General features: G+C 39.3%; 24 protein-coding genes. 1 reads left to right on the top strand and 23 read right to left on the bottom strand.

The genetic code is table 11. The features are described from left to right. Positions 1-14: 14 nt before the first annotated feature. From nuoL to EZ444_RS13075, 22 genes are all read right to left on the bottom strand, one after another. Positions 15-1,907: an NADH-quinone oxidoreductase subunit L gene (gene nuoL / locus EZ444_RS12970; protein ID WP_131609458.1), complete on the bottom strand. Its 1,893-nt coding sequence runs from the start codon at positions 1,905-1,907 to the stop codon at positions 15-17. Positions 1,908-1,928: 21 nt separating this feature from the next. Continuing rightward, complete coding sequence (gene nuoK, locus EZ444_RS12975) at positions 1,929-2,258, bottom strand: NADH-quinone oxidoreductase subunit NuoK (RefSeq protein WP_131609460.1); 330 nt, start codon at positions 2,256-2,258, stop codon at positions 1,929-1,931. Continuing rightward, complete coding sequence (locus EZ444_RS12980; protein WP_131609462.1) at positions 2,258-2,755, bottom strand: NADH-quinone oxidoreductase subunit J family protein; 498 nt, start codon at positions 2,753-2,755, stop codon at positions 2,258-2,260. Before EZ444_RS12980 ends, nuoK begins: the two co-directional genes overlap by 1 nt. A 3-nt stretch (positions 2,756-2,758) precedes the next feature. Next, positions 2,759-3,256, bottom strand: coding sequence for a NuoI/complex I 23 kDa subunit family protein (locus EZ444_RS12985; RefSeq protein ID WP_131609464.1), 498 nt, complete (start codon positions 3,254-3,256; stop codon positions 2,759-2,761). A gap of 32 nt (positions 3,257-3,288) precedes the next feature. Next, complete coding sequence (gene nuoH / locus EZ444_RS12990; RefSeq protein ID WP_131609466.1) at positions 3,289-4,326, bottom strand: NADH-quinone oxidoreductase subunit NuoH; 1,038 nt, start codon at positions 4,324-4,326, stop codon at positions 3,289-3,291. After that, positions 4,326-5,330 carry a 2Fe-2S iron-sulfur cluster-binding protein gene (locus EZ444_RS12995; RefSeq protein ID WP_131609467.1) on the bottom strand — a complete coding sequence of 335 codons (1,005 nt, stop codon included), beginning with the start codon at positions 5,328-5,330 and terminating at the stop codon, positions 4,326-4,328. The genes nuoH and EZ444_RS12995 overlap by 1 nt, the downstream gene beginning before the upstream one ends. 26 nt (positions 5,331-5,356) lie before the next feature. Then, positions 5,357-6,721, bottom strand: a complete 1,365-nt coding sequence (gene nuoF / locus EZ444_RS13000) for an NADH-quinone oxidoreductase subunit NuoF (protein WP_131609469.1) — start codon at positions 6,719-6,721, stop codon at positions 5,357-5,359. After that, positions 6,721-7,233 carry an NADH-quinone oxidoreductase subunit NuoE family protein gene (locus tag EZ444_RS13005; RefSeq protein ID WP_131609471.1) on the bottom strand — a complete coding sequence of 171 codons (513 nt, stop codon included), beginning with the start codon at positions 7,231-7,233 and terminating at the stop codon, positions 6,721-6,723. Before EZ444_RS13005 ends, nuoF begins: the two co-directional genes overlap by 1 nt. Beyond that, positions 7,226-8,440 carry an NADH-quinone oxidoreductase subunit D gene (locus EZ444_RS13010; protein ID WP_131609515.1) on the bottom strand — a complete coding sequence of 405 codons (1,215 nt, stop codon included), beginning with the start codon at positions 8,438-8,440 and terminating at the stop codon, positions 7,226-7,228. Before EZ444_RS13010 ends, EZ444_RS13005 begins: the two co-directional genes overlap by 8 nt. A gap of 4 nt (positions 8,441-8,444) precedes the next feature. Next, a complete protein-coding gene (locus EZ444_RS13015; protein ID WP_131609473.1) occupies positions 8,445-8,948 on the bottom strand; it encodes an NADH-quinone oxidoreductase subunit C in 504 nt (167 codons plus the stop codon). Then, a complete protein-coding gene (locus EZ444_RS13020; protein WP_131609475.1) occupies positions 8,948-9,490 on the bottom strand; it encodes an NADH-quinone oxidoreductase subunit B in 543 nt (180 codons plus the stop codon). Before EZ444_RS13020 ends, EZ444_RS13015 begins: the two co-directional genes overlap by 1 nt. Positions 9,491-9,596: 106 nt before the next feature. After that, positions 9,597-9,968 (bottom strand): NADH-quinone oxidoreductase subunit A, encoded by a 372-nt coding sequence (locus EZ444_RS13025; protein ID WP_131609477.1) that lies wholly within the window; start codon positions 9,966-9,968, stop codon positions 9,597-9,599. Between the two features lie 76 nt (positions 9,969-10,044). Beyond that, positions 10,045-11,754, bottom strand: a complete 1,710-nt coding sequence (locus EZ444_RS13030) for a tetratricopeptide repeat protein (protein WP_225874721.1) — start codon at positions 11,752-11,754, stop codon at positions 10,045-10,047. 74 nt (positions 11,755-11,828) lie between these two features. After that, complete coding sequence (locus EZ444_RS13035) at positions 11,829-12,737, bottom strand: substrate-binding domain-containing protein (RefSeq protein ID WP_131609480.1); 909 nt, start codon at positions 12,735-12,737, stop codon at positions 11,829-11,831. 16 nt (positions 12,738-12,753) lie between these two features. After that, positions 12,754-12,984: a hypothetical protein gene (locus EZ444_RS13040; RefSeq protein ID WP_131609482.1), complete on the bottom strand. Its 231-nt coding sequence runs from the start codon at positions 12,982-12,984 to the stop codon at positions 12,754-12,756. Between the two features lies 1 nt (position 12,985). Then, positions 12,986-13,807 (bottom strand): energy transducer TonB, encoded by an 822-nt coding sequence (locus EZ444_RS13045; protein WP_131609484.1) that lies wholly within the window; start codon positions 13,805-13,807, stop codon positions 12,986-12,988. Positions 13,808-13,840: 33 nt separating this feature from the next. After that, positions 13,841-14,380: an ExbD/TolR family protein gene (locus tag EZ444_RS13050; protein ID WP_131609486.1), complete on the bottom strand. Its 540-nt coding sequence runs from the start codon at positions 14,378-14,380 to the stop codon at positions 13,841-13,843. A 9-nt stretch (positions 14,381-14,389) separates the two neighbouring features. Beyond that, positions 14,390-15,007, bottom strand: coding sequence for an ExbD/TolR family protein (locus EZ444_RS13055; RefSeq protein WP_131609488.1), 618 nt, complete (start codon positions 15,005-15,007; stop codon positions 14,390-14,392). Positions 15,008-15,094: 87 nt separating this feature from the next. After that, positions 15,095-15,922 carry a MotA/TolQ/ExbB proton channel family protein gene (locus EZ444_RS13060; RefSeq protein WP_131609489.1) on the bottom strand — a complete coding sequence of 276 codons (828 nt, stop codon included), beginning with the start codon at positions 15,920-15,922 and terminating at the stop codon, positions 15,095-15,097. Positions 15,923-16,195: 273 nt separating this feature from the next. Then, positions 16,196-17,803, bottom strand: a complete 1,608-nt coding sequence (gene pckA, locus EZ444_RS13065) for a phosphoenolpyruvate carboxykinase (ATP) (RefSeq protein ID WP_131609491.1) — start codon at positions 17,801-17,803, stop codon at positions 16,196-16,198. 144 nt (positions 17,804-17,947) lie between these two features. Further along, complete coding sequence (locus EZ444_RS13070; protein ID WP_131609493.1) at positions 17,948-18,301, bottom strand: translation initiation factor; 354 nt, start codon at positions 18,299-18,301, stop codon at positions 17,948-17,950. After that, positions 18,291-19,181, bottom strand: a complete 891-nt coding sequence (locus EZ444_RS13075) for a diacylglycerol/lipid kinase family protein (protein WP_131609495.1) — start codon at positions 19,179-19,181, stop codon at positions 18,291-18,293. Before EZ444_RS13075 ends, EZ444_RS13070 begins: the two co-directional genes overlap by 11 nt. A gap of 234 nt (positions 19,182-19,415) precedes the next feature. On the opposite strand from EZ444_RS13075, the gene metK reads away from it, so the two are divergent. Next, complete coding sequence (metK, locus tag EZ444_RS13080) at positions 19,416-20,666, top strand: methionine adenosyltransferase (RefSeq protein WP_131609496.1); 1,251 nt, start codon at positions 19,416-19,418, stop codon at positions 20,664-20,666. Between the two features lie 244 nt (positions 20,667-20,910). Here the strand turns inward: metK and EZ444_RS13085 are convergent. Then, on the bottom strand, positions 20,911-21,082 hold a 172-nt coding region (locus tag EZ444_RS13085; protein ID WP_205945266.1), incomplete at its 5' end, for a transposase.

A 21,082-nucleotide genomic window follows, 5' to 3' on the forward strand; every position in this document is an offset into this window, starting at 1 on the left:
TCTTGAACGATCTTTTATAGTGATAAATAAGTATACAATAACATTGAGATGATTCCTATCACCATCATAAAAATATAAAAGCCAACATTTCCCGTTTGCAATAAACGTAAGCCCTTGCTAGCCTCAGAGGTTGTCCAGCCCAAGCCATTTACAATTCCGTCTACAATTTTATTGTCAACGATTTTATAAAAGAAGCCTGAAATCGCATCTAAAGGCTTCGTGAATAAAGCATTATATATTTCATCAAAATAAAACTTGTTGTATGACAGGTTAGCCAATCCGCTGCGTTTGCCTTCGTCTGGTATAGGAATATGATTTTGTTTAACATATTTACCATAAGCAACAGCGATAGAGATTAACACCCCAACCACCGAAACAGCCATTAACATATACTCTGTAGCATGATCCGGAGATTCGCCTACATGTTTAATTACTGGAGACAACCAATGCGATAACCAATGACTTCCACCCAATGCTTCCGGAATACCAATCACACCACCAATGGCAGATAGAACAGCCAGAATGATCAAAGGCACAGTCATAGAGTTTGGTGACTCATGAATTTTCTCTTCAGCATGGTGTGTACCACGGTATTTTCCATAAAAAGTAAGGAACAACATTCTAAACATATAAAATGCCGTTAAGAAAGCTGTAAATACTGCAACTCCCCACATTACTTTATCATGTAAATAAACATGTGCTAAAATCTCATCCTTAGAGAAGAACCCTGAAAACGGTGGCAAACCTGCAATAGCAATGGTACCAATTAACATGGTGATAAAAGTAACTGGTAATTTCTTACGCAAGCCCCCCATATGACGCATATCCTGCTCATGGTGTAAAGCGTGAATTACAGAACCTGCACATAAGAACAATAGGGCTTTAAAGAAAGCATGGGTAATTACGTGGAAGAAAGCCCCATTGTAAGCACCAACACCTAAACCAAGGAACATATAACCCAATTGAGATACAGTTGAATAGGCCAGTACCTTTTTAATATCATTTTGTGTCAAGGCGATGATCGCTGCAACAACGGCCGTAGCCAAACCAACAATAGCAATTACATGCTGTATCATTGGTGCCAGGTCAAATAACAGGTTCGATCTCGCAATCATATAAATACCTGCTGTAACCATGGTAGCTGCGTGGATTAGCGCCGAAACCGGAGTTGGACCCGCCATCGCATCTGGCAACCAGGTAAATAATGGCAACTGCGCAGATTTACCGCAGGCACCTATAAATAAGAATAAAGCGATTAAAGCAATGGTACCATTACCGGGCAACATATTTTGCGCCTGAGGGAAGATCTTACCAAACTCTACACTACCAAAAGTTGTGAAGATTAAAAACACACCCAACAAGAAACCTAAATCACCAATACGGTTCATCACAAAGGCCTTTTTCGCTGCCGATGCATATGCGCTATTTGTATACCAGAAGCCAATTAGTAAGTAAGAACATAATCCTACACCTTCCCAACCGATAAACATCACAATATAGTTTGATCCTAAAACCAATAGCAACATAAAGAAGATAAACAGGTTCAGGTAGCTAAAAAACTTACCAAAACCTTCATCGCTATGCATATAGCCAATAGCGTAAATGTGGATCAGAAAGCCTACTCCTGTAATGATTAAGAGCATTAATGAACTTAATGGATCAACTAAAAAAGACAAAGGAATGTGTAAGCTTCCAGCGCTGATCCAATCAAAAAGAAATATCTCATGAGATTTATTCGTATCAGCACCCAGCTCAAAAAATATTCCCAAACTGATGGCGAACGAAATGAATATTACACTGCTTCCTATAAACCCGATCAGGTTTTTGGACAATGAATTTCTGCCAAGGCCATTTATTATAAAGCCCAACAGAGGAATCAACGGAACCAGCCAAACTAAATTTATCATCTTATAATTTCTTCTTAATAATTACCACTTAAGGCGATTCAACACATTAACATCTGTAGACTGGGTATTTCTGTAAATCATTACAATAATACTCAAGCCAATTGCCACCTCTGCGGCAGCCAGTACCATAATAAAAAACACGAATACCTGACCTGAAGCATCATTGTTATGTACCGAGAACGCGGTTAACAACAAATTCACGGCATTCAGCATCAGCTCTACAGACATGAAGATCACGATTGCATTTCTGCGTGTTAGCACACCAATAACACCAATAGTGAAGATGATTGCACTTAGCCAAATGTAATGGTTAAGCGGAACTCCTTGTAATTCCTGAGTAATGTTCCCCATTATACTTTTTCTTTTTTAGTTAATAATATAGCACCTACCATTGCCGAAAGCAATAAGATAGAACACAGTTCAAATGGCAACATAAAAGGGCCAAACAACTCTTTACCCAGGTTCTTTACCAAACCCAGATTAGGGTTTCTCAATACCACAGGATCAGAAATCGCTGTCGCTTTTAAAGCACCAGCCAATGTAACCAGTAAACAACATCCAGCAATAACGCCCACTACCTTAATCAAGGTCGATTTTAGTGGTTCATTGTCCTTATTCAGGTTCAGTAGCATCAATACGAAGAGGAATAAAACCATGATCGCACCCATGTACACAATAAAATTTACCACGGCCAAAAACTGTGCATTCAGCAAAATGTAATGAACCGTAAACGTAAAAAACGTAACAATCAGGTAAAGCACACTATGCACTGGGTTCTTTGCAAAAATAACCATCAGTGAAAAGATGATACTTAGTGTGGCAACAAAATAGAATATTGATGTAGTCATTTATTATTTATTTAATGGTTGTTCTACCAACTTATCTTTACCGTAAATAAAGTCTTTACGCAAATAATCAGCAGGTACAATTGGTCCATCCAGGTAAATTGCTTCTTTCGGACAAGCCTCTTCACACAAACCGCAAAAAATGCAGCGGAGCATGTTGATCTCATATACCGAAGCATATTTTTCCTCGCGGTAAAGGTCTTTCTCCTCAGGTTTACGCTCAGCGGCAATCATCGTAATTGCTTCTGCCGGGCATGATAAAGCGCATAAACCACAAGCTGTGCAACGCTCTTTACCTTCTTCATCTCTTTTTAAAGAGTGCATCCCCCTAAAATTGGTAGAGAACTCCCGCTCCACCTCAGGATATCTGATCGTCGCTTCTTTCTTAAAGAAGTGACTAATGGTAATAGCCATCCCCTTAGCGATAGCAGGCAAATACATGCGCTCTGCAAAGGTTAAGGGCTTTTGTTCTAATACTTTCTTCTTACTGGTTAATGGTTCCATTAAACCTCCTTATTATTCCACTTACGTGGATGTTAAAATCCTTCAATTACCGCAATCACCACACTGGTAACTACTATATTCGCTATAGCCAAAGGGATCAATACCTTCCAGCCCAAATGCATCAACTGATCGTAGCGGAAACGTGGAATAGTCCAACGAACCCACATAAAGAAAAATATAAATGCAAATATTTTAATAAAGAATACGCCTACTCCGATTAGCGGACCAATTACAGCTCCAGTATTGGCCAATACCCAATCCATACCAGGGTAGTTATAACCACCGAAATATAAAGTAGCCATTACTGCTGCAGAAACAAACATATTGATGTATTCAGCAAACAAATAGAAACCAAGTTTCATAGAGGAATACTCTGTGTGGTATCCACCAATTAGCTCCGTTTCACACTCAGGTAAATCGAAAGGCGCTCTATTCGTCTCTGCAAAAGCACAAACCATAAAAAGTATAAAGCCAACTGGCTGATACAATACATTCCAGTGCCAGCCATGCTGTCCTTCTACAATCTCTTTCAAGCTCATAGAACCCGTTACCAGCAATAAAGCAATGATCGATAAGCCCATCGCAATCTCATAACTGATATTCTGAGAAGCAGCTCTAATCGCACTTAACAACGAATATTTGTTATTGGATGCCCAACCACCAATCATCACACCATATACACCTAATGACACAACGCCAAAAATGTATAAGATACCAACGTTGATGTCCGTTACCTGTAAAGGGATAACCCGGTCGCCAATAGTGATTGCACTACCCCAAGGAATAACTGCAGTACCAATACAAGCGGTTAACATGGCCAAACCAGGACCAATCATAAACAACCATTTACTGGCATTTGTAGGAATAATCTCTTCCTTCATGAACATTTTTAGTCCATCAGCCAAAGGCTGCAATATGCCAAAAGGGCCTGCTCTATCCGGTCCTAAACGGTCCTGTAAAAAAGCAGCCACTTTTCTTTCTGCATAAGTAGAATACATGGCAATCACTAAACTGATACCAAATATGATAGCTACAAGTACAAATTTTTCAATTACAAAAGCTATATCCATTAGAATTTTATAGTTTTTTCTAGTTCAATGCGGTTCGCTTCCTGCAATTTCGGATTCGGCTGAATAACCGGCAATGGTTTTAAAGTTTCGTAGTGATTAGAAGAAATCACTGAAGTATCACTAATTTGTGTAGGATGTTCAATTACCCAATCCGCAGTTTTTTTCTTGTCAAAACGGCAAGTATTGCAAATAAACTCCTCTACTTCCCCGTAAATATCTTTACGTGCAGTAACCCTGATCACATCTTCACCTTTATACCACAACGTTACTTTACCGCTACAAGTAGGGCAATCTCTGTGTGCATCGATAGGTTTAGTAAACCAAACTCTGTTTTTAAATCGGAAAGTTTTATCAGTTAAAGCACCAACCGGGCAAACATCAATTACGTTTCCTGAAAAATCATTGTCAACCGCAGTCTGAATATAAGTTGAAATCTCCGAGTGATCACCTCTATTTAAGATACCATGTACCCTTTTATTTGTAATCTGATCCGCAGTAAACACACAACGGTAGCATAAAATGCAACGGTTCATGTGCAACTGGATCTTATCGCCAATATCTATACGCTCAAACGTTCTACGCTCAAACTCATATCTTGTTTTCTGCAAACCATGCTCGTAGCCAAGATTCTGAAGATCACATTCACCAGCCTGGTCACAAACCGGACAATCCAATGGATGGTTGATCAACAACATCTCTACTACACCACTGCGGGCTTCAATTACTTCTGGAGAAGTAATGTTCATCACCTCCATACCATCCATTACAGCAGTACGGCATGATGCTACCAGTTTAGGCATTGGACGCGGGTCTTTTTCAGAACCTTTGCTTACCTTAACAATACAAGTACGGCACTTCCCACCGCTGCCTTCTAATTTAGAATAATAGCACATTGCAGGTGGCACAATATCTCCGCCTATCTGCCTTGCAGCATTTAGGATAGAGGTACCGGGGGCCACTTCTACTGTTATTCCGTCTATGGTTACTTTAACTGTATCACTCATTGTTGCAGCTATTCTTTTCTCTGTTGTTAATTTTCTACCGTAACAGCTTTGGCAATCGGCTCAGCATAATTAGCCAAACCATAATTTGTAGATAAGCTTTTAACCGGCTCATTTACATGCCATTCAAATTCGTCTCTGAAATGTCTGATCGCACTTGCTACAGGCCATGCAGCCGCGTCACCAAGTGGACAAATCGTATTTCCTTCTATTTTTTTAGACACATCAACCAATAAGTCAATGTCGCTCATTTTGCCATGTCCATACTCCAACCTGTGCAGCACTTTTTCCATCCAGCCCGTTCCTTCTCTACAAGGCGAACACTGTCCACAACTTTCATGGTGATAGAAACGAGAGAAGTTCCAGGTGTTTCTAACGATACACTGATCCTCATCAAAAGCGATAAAACCACCCGATCCCATCATCGAACCAGTAGCAAAACCACCTTCAGACAATGACTCATAGCTCATCAACCTTGGTTCGCCATTGGCCAGCTTTAAAGTCAAATTTGCAGGTAATATAGGCACCGATGATCCGCCGGCAACGGTAGCTTTCAGACGTTTGCCATTAGCAATACCACCACACCATTCATCAGAATAGATGAATTCCTCAACAGGTAGGCCCAATTCAATTTCATAAACTCCCGGTCTCACTAAATTACCCGAAGCAGAAATCAATTTCGTTCCAGTACTGCGACCAATACCAACCTTTGCATACTCATCACCCCCATCATTAATGATCGGAACAACAGCAGCAATAGATTCCACATTGTTCACTACCGTCGGACAACCATACAATCCCGCAATAGCAGGGAAAGGTGGTTTAATCCTTGGGTTTCCGCGTTTACCTTCCAGTGATTCCAGCAAAGCTGTTTCCTCACCACAGATATAGGCACCACCACCTGGCTGAACGTATAGTTCCAGATCGTAACCTGAACCTAAAATATTTTTACCTAAAAATCCAGCATTTTTGGCTTCGGCAATTGCTCTCTCCAGAATACGGATCTGCGGCATCATCTCACCACGTACATAGATGTAAGAAGTCTTAGCACCCAATGCGAAACTGGAAACAATCATTCCTTCAATCAATGCATGGGGGATGTGTGTCATCAAATACCGGTCTTTAAAAGTACCCGGCTCCGACTCATCTGCATTGCAAACCAGGTAACGGGCAACGCCCTCTGGTTTAGCCAAAAAGCTCCATTTCATTCCCGTAGGGAATCCTGCACCACCGCGACCGCGTAATCCGGACTTCTTAACCTCTTCTACTACTTCATCAGGAGTAAGGGTCTTTAAAGCCTTCTCAACGGCACGATACCCGCCTTTTTGGCGATAAACATCAAGTGTATTGATGCCCGGTACGTTTATATGTTCTAATAATAGTTTACGTCCCATTATTTTTTGCGTAAATCTTCTATCAATTCGTCTACCTTTTGCTCGTTCAGGTTTTCGTAAAATGTATATTCAGGGCCAATTTGTAAAACCGGGCCGTAACCGCAAGCAGCTAAACATTCAACACCTCTCCAGCTAAATAAACCATCTTCGGTCACCTGGTTTTCTTTCACTCCAAGCTTCGCTTCAATATGGCCCATCAGCTTCTCAGCACCAACAAGACAGCAAGGTCCTGTTCTGCAAACCTCCAGTACATATTTACCTTGCGGCTTTAAAAAATACATGCTGTAAAACGAGGCTACCTCATAAACTTCAATATCCTGAATGTCCAAATAAGCGGCAACTTTATCCATTGCAGCTGGGCTTAACCAGCCTAGCTCAGCCTGCACTTCATGCAGAATAGGCAGTAAGGCCGACTTTTGCTTGCCTTCAGGATATCTTTTAACGAGCTCATCAAACTTTTCTATTAAAGCTGACGAAAACTCTACAGGTTGTTGTTCTTCTACTTTAAGCATCTAATTCTCCTGCAATAATATTCATGCTACTCATGTTAATAATGGCATCTGACAACAGCATACCTTTACTCATGGACGCATACATTTGATAATTTATAAAACTAGGTCTTCTGAAATGCAAACGGTAAGGTGTTCTTCCACCATCATTGATCAGGTAAAAACCAAGCTCACCGTTACCACCTTCAACAGCATGGTAAACCTCAGCTTTAGGGGCATCAATCTCTCCCATCACAATTTTAAAGTGATAAATCAATGCTTCCATATTGTTATATACCTCTTCCTTGGCCGGTAAATAGAATTCAGGAACATCTGCATGGAATATTCCCGCAGGTTCTTTCTTCAATTTCTCCATTGCCTGCTCAATCATACGTACACTTTGCCACATTTCTTCATTACGAACCCTATAGCGATCATAAATATCACCGCTGGTACCTACCGGAACATCAAAATCAAAATCCTGATATGATGAATAAGGCTCGCTCATACGTACATCATAATCTACACCTGTAGCGCGCAACAATGGACCAGTCCAGCTAAAATCTAAGGCCTGTTCCGGAGTCACACAAGCTACCCCCGCAGTACGATCAATAAAGATCCTGTTACGGTTTAGTAAACTTTCAAACTCCTTCAATGCTACGGGAAACTCTTTCAAAAACTTATTGATCTTTGCAAAAGCGATGTCATTGAAATCTCTTTCAAAACCGCCGATACGGCCAACGTTTGTTGTTAAACGCGCACCGCAAATCTCTTCGTAAATCTCGTAAATATGTTCCCTGAACTGGAAAAGGTAAAGGAAAGTTGTAGTTGCTCCCGTATCCTGAGCAATAATGGTATTGCAAATGATATGGTCAGAAATACGTGCCAATTCCATGATGATTACCCTAAGGTAATCCACGCGCTTAGGCATTTGAATATTCAGCAATTTCTCTACTGTCATATGCCATCCCATGTTATTGATGGGCGACGAACAATAGTTTAATCGATCTGTTAAAGGCGTGATCTGATAAAACGGCCTGTGTTCAGCAATTTTTTCAAATGCACGGTGAATATACCCAATGGTAGAAACACCACTCACAATGCGTTCACCGTCCATTTGTAACACGTTCTGGAACACACCATGGGTTGCCGGGTGTGTTGGGCCCAAATTAAGGGTTACCAATTCACTCTGCGGATCATTATCTGTATATACTGGTTGATTGTGACTCATATGCTTATCTACCAAAGTATTCATCTTTTTTATCTACTCTATTTGGATCTTCCAAAGGATATTGCTTCAACATCGGAAAAACGCCAAGATCATCCATGTTTAAGATTCTTCTTAAGTCAGGATGTCCCTCAAATTTCACACCGAAAAAGTCGTAAGTTTCGCGTTCCATCCAGTTTGCACCATTCCAAACCGAAGTTGCGGTAGGGATAGTAGGATGCTGCTCATCAATATATACTTTTATCCTTACTCTGATCCCTTTAACCATACTATGCAAGTGATAAACCACTGCAATACCATGCTTTTTTTCAGGATAATGAACCGCCGTAATATCTGTAAGGAAATTAAAGTCAGTTACCGTGTTTTCTTTCAAAAACTTAAGCACTTCAATAATTACATCTTTAGTCGTTTCAAAAGTAAGTAAGCCATAAGGCTCATTCACGTCTGTAATCTTATTACCAAACTTCTCGTCTAGCAATGCAATTACTTCTTGATTAGTCACCTTTGCCATTATAGTATTCCGTATGAAGCCAACATTTCTTTGTACTGGTCAGAATCCCTTCTTCTCGAAGATTCATTTCTCACCAATTCCTGAATTTTACCAAAGCCATCTAAAATAGCTTCAGGTCTTGGTGGACAGCCCGGAACATATACGTCAACAGGGATAATTTCGTCAATACCCTGCAAAACAGAGTAAGTATCGAATATACCTCCACTTGATGCACAAGCACCTACAGCAATCACCCAACGAGGTTCAGCCATTTGCAAATAAACTTGTTTTAAAACCGGGCTCATCTTTTTGGCGATGGTACCCATCACCATTAGCAAATCTGCCTGACGCGGAGAAAAGCTTAAACGTTCTGACCCAAAACGGCCAAGATCGTAATGAGAACCCATGGTTGCCATAAACTCGATACCACAACAAGATGTAGCAAAGGGTAGCGGCCATAACGAATGGGAGCGAGCCAAACCAATAACTTTATCTAAAGAGGTGGCAAAAAAACCAGATCCTTCAATGCCTGGCGGCGCGTCTACTATATTGATGTCACTCATGATACAAAACGAAAAAGGTTCATTCCTTTAAAGAATGAACCACAAATTTACAATTTTTTGAAGCAATTGGTCTACGCTATCTGCATTTAGAACCGATCTAAATAGATTAATTCCAGTCCAGCGCTTTCTTTTTTATCACATATATAAAACCCAGTAATAGGGTCCCCATAAATATAAACATTTCTACCATGCCGGTCATGCCCAGCTCCCTGAAATTAACTGCCCAGGGATACATGAAAATTACCTCAATATCAAAAAGGACAAAGAGGATAGCTACTAAAAAGTATTTAATAGAGAATGGCTGACGCGCATTACCAATGGTCTTAATCCCTGCTTCAAAGGTTTCCAATTTATCTTTGGTCTTCCTTCTTGGCCCTAAAAAGTGTGTTGCAATTAAAGTAACAACAACAAATCCTAAAGCAACGATTACTTGAATTATAATTGGTAAAAAATCTACAGGTACACTTTGCGTTTCCATTTGAAAATAATTTGGGACAAAAATAAAACAAAAAGGCAGGATAACAACCCTGCCTTTCTATTTATTATTTAATTTATTACTTTTTCTTCATCGGAGCCTTAGGAGCCGGTGATGTCAAATCCTTTAAGCGGTTTTGAGCACCTACGTTTGCAGGGTCAATAGCCAAAGCCTTATTCAGGTATTCTTTTGCTTTTTCTTTATCAGTCTGAGCGTAAAAAGAACCTACATAAACATAAGCCTCTACAAGGTCCTTAGCTGAAGCAGTAGCCAATTCAGGCTTAGTCACAGTAACCAGTTGAATCAACTGCTCATAATAAGGAACAGCCAACCATTTAGGGTTATTAGGGTCATCAGAATATTTAGCAACACGCGCTCTGAAAGTATAAGCTAAAGCAAAATCATTTTTCACCTTAATGATGTGCGCAAAAGCAGAATCCGCCTCAACCATGATTTTCTTATCAGGGTGTTTACCATCTCTGTCTTTAATTGCATAGTCATAGTATCTAGCTGTACCTAAGTAATAATAATTGGTTAAAGCATTTTTTCCTTCAGGATTAGCCTTCACAGAAGCTGCGTACGCATCACCTGCTTGACTATATTTTTTACCTTTAAATAAAGCCAACGCTACTTCGTCCAAAGCCTCAGTAGTAGTCGAATCCTTAGCCACTGCTTTAAGGATCGTAGGTAAAGCCAAACTATCATTACCATTCTGCAATAAAGCTTTACCCAAGTATAAATAATCACCTGCTACTATACGTGAAGTATCTTTATTCTTAGCAAAGAAATCATTCATATACTCTAAACTTTTCGGATAGTTCTTATTCTCAAATGCCGAATAACCACGTAATCTTAAAACTACAAGCGCTTTTGGATCATTAGGGTTAGTTGTTGCAAGTGCAGATGTTACTTCCTCTAAAGTTTTAAAATCCTTTGCATAGAACAAGAACTGCGCATAACGCAATTTCGACTCAAAAGAGTTATCAGTTAAATCAATATATTTCTTGTAATTTTCTACAGCCTGAGCAGATCTTGCTGGAAACTCATTAGCCAGTTGAAGTGCCCACTGCATATACAGCTCCGCAATTTCACGGTAAGCAGGACCATAGTTAGGATCTTTAGCAATCACCTCTTTTAACGCTTCTTCCGACTCCGCAAATGCCCTTGATTCTTTGTACATACGGCCAATCTGAACTTTACCTCTTAAAAGAGCTTCGTTGATGTTACCTGCACGCATATAATTTTGCAAAGCCTCAGAGTTTTTCTTTTGCAAAGCATAATAATCACCTAATGCTAAAAACGTTTCTGCGTCTTTATCATTTGCATCCAGTTCTTCAGCTTTTTGAAGGTATGGCAATGCAGCCTCAAAATCAGGCTTAGCTCCTGAGATATACGCTTTTCCAATATACAATTGAGGGATATAATCTTTTTTAGAAGAAACTTCTACCGCTTTAGCAAAGTTTGTTTTTGCTGATGTTGGATTATTCGAAGCTAAATCCGCTTCACCAAGACCAATATAATTTAATGAATTTTTAGCATCAGCAGCCACACCCTGAGTAAATACTGCACGTGCAGAATCAGGATACTCCATAAGTAAATATACCTCTCCTAAAGTATAGTAGTTTTCGCCTTTACTGGCTTGATTCTTTACAAGTGTTTTAAGCATTGAAGCCGCTTTCTGATACTGTTCAGCATCTATGGCCTTCTTTGCGTCACTTAAGCTCTGAGCAAAAGAGGCAGAACCCATCACTACTAAACCTAAACTTAAGGTTATTGCTTTCTTTGTCATTTTCATGGTTCGTTTATTGTTTTTTAGTTCTTTTGAAACTTGCCCACGCAGGCTTCATCTTTCAAATATAAAATTTAGTTTGTATTCTTAAAATTAAAATCGCGAGAAGCCATCTTATGTGGACCTAATCCGGATTTAAGTACAATCAGTTGTCCCCTCGGACTTACTAACCAATTTGCAAAACCTGTACCTAAACCATCCCTGCCTTCCGCATTGATAATATATATATTTCTTAAGAAAGGATAAATTCCATTAATTAAATTCGTCTGGATTGGTTGATAAAATTTATCATCCCCTTTTTTACCCTTCACATTCTTCACGCCCATCATCTTCACTTTATCCAGATAACCGGCCATATCTTTGTTATTATCGATCAGCCAGTTCACTCCTACAACTCCTATAGACCCTTTATTTTCTGCAATATACTTAATCACATCGTTATTGGTCTTTAAAGTATAAATTCCTTTTGGCGGCAATGTTGTAATGCCTGCCAGTGTTTTAAAATAACGTAAAGTACTCGAATAAGCATTATCGAATACCAACTGTTTACCATTTATTGATGTCCCTTTTAATATACTAACGACCTCATCCACTGTAATATTGCTATCCAGGTTATCCTTATTGGTAATTAAAGCAATGCCATCAATTGCAAACCTCGAACTTTTTGGGACAATACTTCTATTTCTATACATCTTATCCTCTTCAGGTGTAAGCATTCTCGATGAAATAAGCACCCGCACACTGTCATTTAAAAAAGTAGGCAGGATGCGCTGCTCGTTGCCCTCGATGATGGTAAACTTAGTATCCGGGTAATCTGTTTTAAATACTTCTATCTGATCGGCTAACACTCCCGAGAAAGACTCGTCTACCAGCATACTCACAGTACCAGATGTACGCGTCTCTTCCACACCGCTTGCAGGCTTTGGCTTCTGTTTACAAGCCACAAAAACCATCAGTAAAAGGACAAAACTAAGATTCTTCATACTAAACAATAAATTATTAATCCTCTTCAGGTTTCTGGTTAATTAAACGTATAAATCTGATCACTGCATAGGCGATCAACAAGCAGCCTAACAAGATTCTGTACATCGGCTGAATCTGATTCAACAGCGTTGTTCCAAAGATCAACATCCCGCCAAGTACCAGGTAAAAGAGGAACATGACCAGCCCTAAAATGAACAGAAATCGCTGTTGAGGCGATTTCTGTCTAAATGTTTCGAAATTAAACATTCTAATTTGATAAGGTAAAGCTAATTGGAATATTGTACTTCACACGTACTGGTTTACCGTTTTGAATACCCGGTGTCCAGTTCGGACTCGCTTTAAGTACCCTGATGGCTTCCTCATCGGTACCGCCACCTAGTTTTCTTTCCACTTTAATGTCAGTAAGCTTTCCATTTTTCTCTACTACGAAAGATAAGAACACTTTACCTTGAATATTATTCTCTTGAGCCATTGCAGGATATCTAACTGCTTTTTTCAAGTAAGCGTAGAATTTCTCCAAACCACCTGGGAATCCTGGCTGAGTTTCGATACTCACAAAGTCATAAACCTTGGTATCTTCCACTACTGCTGCCTGTTTAGGGCCATCTCCAACCGGACCAGCGATAACGATATCAGCTGTTGGGTCACCTTCAATGGTTTTCTGACCTGGGTCAGCCTTTTTCAAATCTTCAATCTGAACAGGTTCTTTATCAATTACCTCATTATCCGGTTTTACAATCGGAGGAGGGAATTTAATCTGATCCTGTTTTGGTGGCGGTGGCTCAACCGGTGGTGGCGGAGGTGTCTCCGGGTTTACCGGTGGAGGTGGCGCAACCACAACCTCAACCTGTTTCACTACCTCTTCTTCAGGTAGCTTACCTTTGATCAAGCTAATGATCTTAGGCGCCACAAACATCAGTATAAATACCGATGATGCGATGACAAGAGCCTTTGTAGTATTTGCAGCACTTTGCTTACGCAGCTCGTAAGCTCCGTATTTCTTATTCTTATTTGCAAATACAACGTCTAGCCACTCTGTCTTTAATAAATCTATCTTAGAACCAAACATAGCTTCCTATTTTTAATATTGTTAATTATTTTATTATAAAATTCCAGCCTGTTTCATGAACTCCTTTTCACTATCAAGAATGTTCTCGTCATCAATCGCTGGTGCTGTAGTGATCTTAGTGATCGACAACTCATCCATAATATCAACAAAGTTCTTATAAGTCGCTCCAGAAGTCGGTTTAATAATCATAATGATCTGCCTTCCGCCAGTAGCATCTGCTACCTTCTTTTTATTATCTAATATTGACTTTCTGATATCAGCAAAAGCTTCAACATTAGGTTTTGATTTACCTGCTTCCCCCATATACCAGGCTACTTTATTGTTTTTACCCAATAAGATAGTCATCGTTTCCGAAGCACGTAATTCATTCCTTTCAACTGAGTTATCGTCTTTATCAGGCTTTGCAATATCCATTGCAATTGGTTTCGACAGGGAGGTGGTTAACATAAAGAAAGTGATTAGCAAGAAGGCCAAATCCACCATCGCAGTTAAATCTACTTTGGTACTTTGTTTCTTACTCCTTACTTTTTTGCCTTTTTTGCCCCCCCCGCCGGAGGTATCTAATTCTGCCATAATATAATATTATTTAGCATCGCCTTCGGCGGATGTAATTAAACTGAATTTGTTAATTTTTTGCTTCTGAAGAATGTCAACGATTTTTTTAACCGAAGGATACTCTTCTTCTGCATCTCCTTTTATACTCACACGCATTTGTGTAGAGTGTAATTCGGCAACAGACGTACGGGACTGCAGGATCCATTCGGCCAACTGATTGTCAGTTGAATCGGCAGGAATACCACCAGCGTTCTTTTGAAACTCTGTTCTTTTCTCTCCATCCATAGCGATGAATCCTTTTAAACTCTGGATCGGAACTCCAAACGCTCCAATTACACCAAAACGCTCACGCTCTTGTGGAGTAAATTGAATGTTGTATTTTTCGCCCATCTTATCCAGCGTAGACATTTTAACGTCTTTACCTACGATTTCGTAGAACACTTGTCCTTTACCTATTGACAATATCCCCATATCCAAATCAGGAACCTTAAGTTTATAGGTCGATGAAGGAATAGTAACATCCAAAGGATCAGGTTGGCGCGCTGTTGCTGTTAATATAAAGAAAGTAAGCAATAGGAAAGATACATCGCACATGGCGGTCATATCTATCGCAGTACTCTTTCTTTGAACCTTTGCTCTTGGCATAATTTTTTAAAATTACTTATGTTTTAAACTAATGATGTTAATTCTCCCGGTTTTCCATAAAGCCGGTAAAAAAAAATTCATTATTTTTTATTTATGCGTACTAGCGTAAGTTTGGATGATGCTGAAACCTGCTTCATCAATTGCATAAGTTAATTTATCAATTTTAGAAGTAAGGATGTTGTACATGATAATTGCAAGTGTAGAAGTACCAATACCTGTAGCCGTGTTAATCAAAGCCTCAGAGATACCAGTTGCTAACGCAGCTTGATCTGGAGCACCAGAGTTAGCCAAACCACCGAAGGCCTTGATCATACCTGTTACTGTTCCTAATAGACCCATCAAAGTACCTACTGATACTAAAGTAGCAATTACAGTTAAGTTTTGCTCTAACATTGGCATTTCCAAAGTAGTAGCTTCTTCGATATCTTTCTGGATAGCTAAACATTTTTGGTCAGTGTCCATATTTGGCTCAACTTCCATTTCACGGTATTTTTTCAATCCCGATTTGATAACGTTTGCAACAGAACCTTGTTGTTTGTCACACTCAGCCATTGCAGACTCAATGTTGTTTGCATTTAAAAGAGACTGTACTTTTTTTACAAAGCCATCTAAGCTTCCTTTACCTGTTGCTTTACCAATAACAATAAAACGCTCAACAGAGAATACGATTACCATTAAGAACATACCCATTAGGATTGGTACGATAAAACCACCTTTATAAGCCATACCTGCGTAGTTACCTACTTTAGGCAAATTTTCAACGTTATCGTCGATAAAGTTTTTTGGATCACCCAGGATAAATTTAAAAATACATATACCGATGATGATACAAATTGGAATCGTTAATGTAGCGAATAGATTTGAAGCTGTCGAGCTTTCTTTTTTTACTGTTGTAGGTTTTGGTGCGTTTGCCATTTTTTTTTAGTTTTTTAGTTTTTAGTACTTTGTTTTTTAAAATTAGATAAATATTCCGTAATACACACAACGACCATTATAAAGTATTGTTGTAACAACAAATTTATAATTTTCATTTTAATTCCAAATTAAATTATCGTTAGCCTATTCCCCCGAATATTTCCCTTCACGTAGTTAGTATAATTAAAAAAGATTGTCCCGGTGGAGAGACAATCTTTCGCAATTAAAACTAAAAAAAAATTGAAATGCAAATTTTTCGAGAAAAAAATGCTTTTAATGTGCGTTTTCGACAACTTTAGGCACGGATGCAAGCATTTCTTCACTCGCGTAGGCTTCAAACTGCTTAAAGTTATTTATAAATGCCAAAGCCAATTCGTTTGCTTTTACATCATATTCCTTCGGATCCGACCAGGTATTTCTTGGGTTCAATATTTCTGCAGGGACATTCGGACAGCCTACAGGAATACACAATCCGAATACAGGGTCTGCCTCAAAAGCGATATTTTCAAATTCACCCTTCAATGCCGCAGCAATCATGGCCCTTGTATAGGCTAATTTCATCCGTTTTCCTACGCCATAAGCTCCGCCACTCCATCCTGTATTGATCAGCCAAACATTCACCTTGTGCTTTTGCATCTTCTCGCCTAGCAAACTTGCATAGCGTGTTGGGTGCAATGGCATAAATGCTTTACCAAAACAAGCAGAGAAGGTCAACTGAGGCTCTGTAACCCCAGCTTCTGTTCCTGCAACCTTAGCAGTATAGCCAGATATAAAATGGAACATCGCCTGTCCCGGAGTTAATTTTGATATCGGAGGTAAAACGCCAAACGCATCAGCCGTTAAAAAGAAAATATTTTTAGGCATTCCGGCTATTGATGGTAAAATCGCATTATCAATATAATCAATAGGATAAGCTACCCTCGTATTTTCCGTTTTATCTATATTACAAAAATCTACGGTACGTGTATGAGGGAAATAATTGATATTCTCCAGCAATGCGCCAAACTTAATGGCATTATGTATCTGAGGTTCTTTTTCGGCAGTTAGATCTACACATTTAGCATAACATCCGCCTTCAAAATTGAACACAGAATCGTCACTCCAGCCATGCTCATCATCACCGATCAGTCCTCTTTCAGGATCAGCCGAAAGCGTGGTTTTCCCTGTTCCAGAAAGGCCAAAAAAGATTGCTGTATCGCCGTCCTTGCCTACATTGGCAGAGCAATGCATCGATAAAGTCTTTCTTTGTTCGGGTAAAATGAAGTTAAGTACAGAGAATATCCCTTTTTTTATCTCCCCGGTATAACCTGATCCACCTACCAAAATCATCTTTTTAGTAAAGTTCAGGATAGAAAAATTTGGTTGTCTGGTCCCATCTACAGCAGGATCAGCTAAAAAAGTAGGCGCAGCTATAATCGTCCACTCTGGTTGGCCAACCACCTCTTCTTCCTCCCCAAATCTCAAAAACAAGTTATTGGCGAAAAGATTTTGATAAGCCGTTTCCGTAACCACTCTGATGGTTGTTTTATACTTTTCATCCGCACAGGCATAAGCATCCCGTACATAGAAATCCTTCTGGTTAAGGTGCACAGTAATCTTATTAAAAAGGGAATCGAAATGTTGTGCATCAATTTTGATGTTGATGTCACCCCACCAAACGGTATCCTGAGTAATGTCATCGCAAACAATAAATCTGTCTTTCGGAGAACGACCGGTAAATTTACCTGTGTCAATTGCCAATGCACCGCTATCGGCAAGCGTACCTTCTCCATTCTTCAAGGCCTCTTCAACCAGTTGTGCCACATTAAGCTGAAATAGAGCATTATCTGAATCTAGGTTCAAATAGTTCAAGTCAGGCTTAAGCATAAACGCTTTGCTCATAAATAAGTAAGTTAGTCCGACAAAGTTATGCAGATAAAAAGGGAATAAGCGTAATTTTGCCCGAAAAAATTTACTTATTGTCGCAGATACACCAACTTCAATAAGCTGAATATCAACAATTTAAAACGTTTTCAGAAAACATTATCAGCCCCCTGATTTTTTGACTTTAAAGCCTTCTTTTTGAAGCAACAACAAGACTTTATCTCTAAAGTCGCCCTGGATTAGAATTTCGCCATCTTTACTTGCTCCGCCTACCCCGCACTTGGTTTTCAGCATTTTGCTCAGCTTCTCCAACTCTTCATCACTCCCAACAAAACCAGTAACCAATGTTACAGCTTTTCCGCCACGGTTCTTTTTGTCCAACATTACACGCAAATTCTGCTGATTGTTAGCCAGAGCTTCAGCAGGTTCTGCATTTTCATCCTCGTAAGTAAAAGATGGATCTGTTGAATACATGATTCCACCTAAGTCGCTTAGTGTTTTCTTTTTAGGCTTCATAATCAGGCGTAATGATATTTAAAGACAGAGGGTTAACAGTAACGGCGATTTCTTTCCCCATAAAATAAGGCTCTCCATCAATATGTATGGCATCTTCCTTTATCCGGCTGATGTGTATATTTTTTCCTTTAATAATTTCTACCATATTCGAGTTGTCTGTTTTTAACCGTAGCATTTGATAAGCCAAAACAGGAATTTTATACAATGGAAACTCCTTTACAATACAAACATCCAGCAAGCCATCTGTAACCGATGCTTTTGGAGAGATGTGTGCATTGTTGCCATACTGCGAAGAATTGGCTACACTGATCACAAATGCCTTGCGCGAGTATTCCTTTCCATCCACCGTAATCTGATACGTTTGCGGCTTGTAGCTAAACATTTCTTGCAAACCCAATTTTACATATCCACTTAGTCCCCGACTCTTATTACCTGCAAACACAGAGCTGATGTGGGCATCAAATCCCATACCGGCCATGTTAAAAAAGCACTTCTCGTTAAATGTAGCTGTATCAATAACCGATACTTTACATTTATTAATCACGTTTATCGCTTTTACCGTATTCATCGGTATTTTTAAGAATCTTGCTAAACCATTTCCTGATCCAAAAGGCAAGACACCAAGTATTTTGTTTTGCTGCATTACTTTGGCTGCAACTTCATTTATTGTGCCATCGCCGCCAACGGCAACAATCACATCAAAGTTCTTGTTTGCAGCTTCCTCCGCTATTTCAGCAGCATGGCCAACATATTCAGTAAAAGCAAAGTTCGGATTGAACTTTGTCCGATCCAGATGAGCGTCTATCAGTGCAGGAATTTTTAACTTATTCTTCCCCCCCGATATTGGGTTTATGATAAATAAAATATTTAATTTTGACAAGGTCTTCGCGCTTTATTAGAATACAAAATAATAGATATTTTTTGACTATTTGAATATATAGTGTAATTTTGCAGCATTAAAGTGGACTGATTTGCGATGCTATGTAAAAATAGCGGGATTGCAACCACGTAAAAAAAAGTGCTAACCTGTCATACACTTCATTTTACTGCCTGTTTTTGCAGGATCAACTTCCATTTTACGTAATTGTTTACTTATTTAAATTAATTATTTAAAATGTCGTATTTATTTACATCAGAATCTGTTTCCGAAGGACATCCTGATAAAATCGCTGATCAAATTTCTGACGCGCTAATCGATAACTTCTTAGCTTTTGATCCAGATTCAAAAGTAGCATGCGAAACATTAGTGACTACCGGCCAGGTCATTCTAGCCGGAGAGGTAAAATCTACTACCTACCTGGATGTACAACAAATTGCCCGTGATGTAATCCGTAAAATCGGTTACACCAAAAGTGAGTATATGTTTGAGGCGAACTCTTGCGGTATCCTTTCGGCTATCCATGAGCAATCTCAAGACATCAACCAAGGAGTGGATAGAAGCAGCAAGGAAGAGCAAGGTGCTGGTGATCAGGGAATGATGTTTGGTTATGCAACCAGCGAAACTGAAAACTATATGCCTTTGGCCTTAGACTTGTCGCATACTTTGCTACAAGAACTAGCTATCTTAAGACGTGAAAACAAGGAAATCACTTATTTACGCCCAGATGCGAAATCTCAGGTAACTCTTGAATATTCAGACGATAACAAGCCGGTACGTATTGCTGCGATTGTAATTTCTACACAGCATGATGATTTTGCTGAGGAAGCTACAATGCTAGCCAAAATCAAAAAAGACTTAGTTGACATCCTGATTCCAAGAATCATTGCCAAATACCCTCAATACGCACACTTCTTTAACGATAAAATTGAATACCATATCAACCCGACCGGTAAGTTCGTAATCGGCGGTCCACATGGTGATACTGGTTTAACAGGCCGTAAAATCATTGTAGATACTTATGGTGGTAAAGGTGCACATGGTGGTGGTGCTTTCTCAGGAAAAGATCCAAGTAAGGTTGATAGAAGTGCAGCTTATGCTACTCGTCACATTGCTAAAAACCTTGCTGCAGCAGGTGTTGCTGATGAAATCCTGGTACAGGTAAGTTACGCTATTGGTGTAGCTCAACCTATGGGAATTTATATCAACACTTACGGAACAAGCAAAGTAAACAAAACTGATGGCGAGATTGCTAAAATCGTAGAGGGCATATTTGATATGCGTCCTTACTTTATTGAGCAACGCTTGAAATTAAGAAATCCCATTTATAGCGAAACAGCTGCTTATGGTCACATGGGCCGTACTCCAGAAACTGTAACCAAAACTTTCAAAACACCAAACGGTGAAGTGAAAACAGTTACTGTCGAGCTGTTTACCTGGGAGAAACTAGATTTTGTAGATAAAGTGAAAGCTGCTTTTTCTTTATAAGCTTAGTTCTGTAAGATACTAAAAGGGGACGTAACGATGGTGAGGGCACTGAAAAAGTTCCTCATTTATGAGCCAGCTTAAGGAACGATCAAGTAGAACATGTTTTTTACTTGATCGTTTTTTTATTGAACAAAGTTGAGATTTCGTTATACTGATTTTTTGATCAATATATACCTGTCTTTTTCGAAGGATAAATAAGCATTTTGGTTGCAATTGACTGGATTTAACTCAGATTTATTGAATATTAGATCAGTTTTAGGATTCTTTTTAAGTTTACGGTAAAAATTGCCATAGCCCCCTGCATTTCCATATTCTGTATTCCATAGGAAGTCGCACGTCTGTATCCATGGACGTTTTTGAGCTCGCTGTTCTTTGCTTCTATCTTGTATCGCTCCTTAGTTTTCTCCTTATAATAT

Origin of the sequence: Pedobacter hiemivivus, from assembly GCF_004331685.1 — a bacterium.
Taxonomy (GTDB): Bacteria; Bacteroidota; Bacteroidia; order Sphingobacteriales; family Sphingobacteriaceae; genus Pedobacter; species Pedobacter hiemivivus.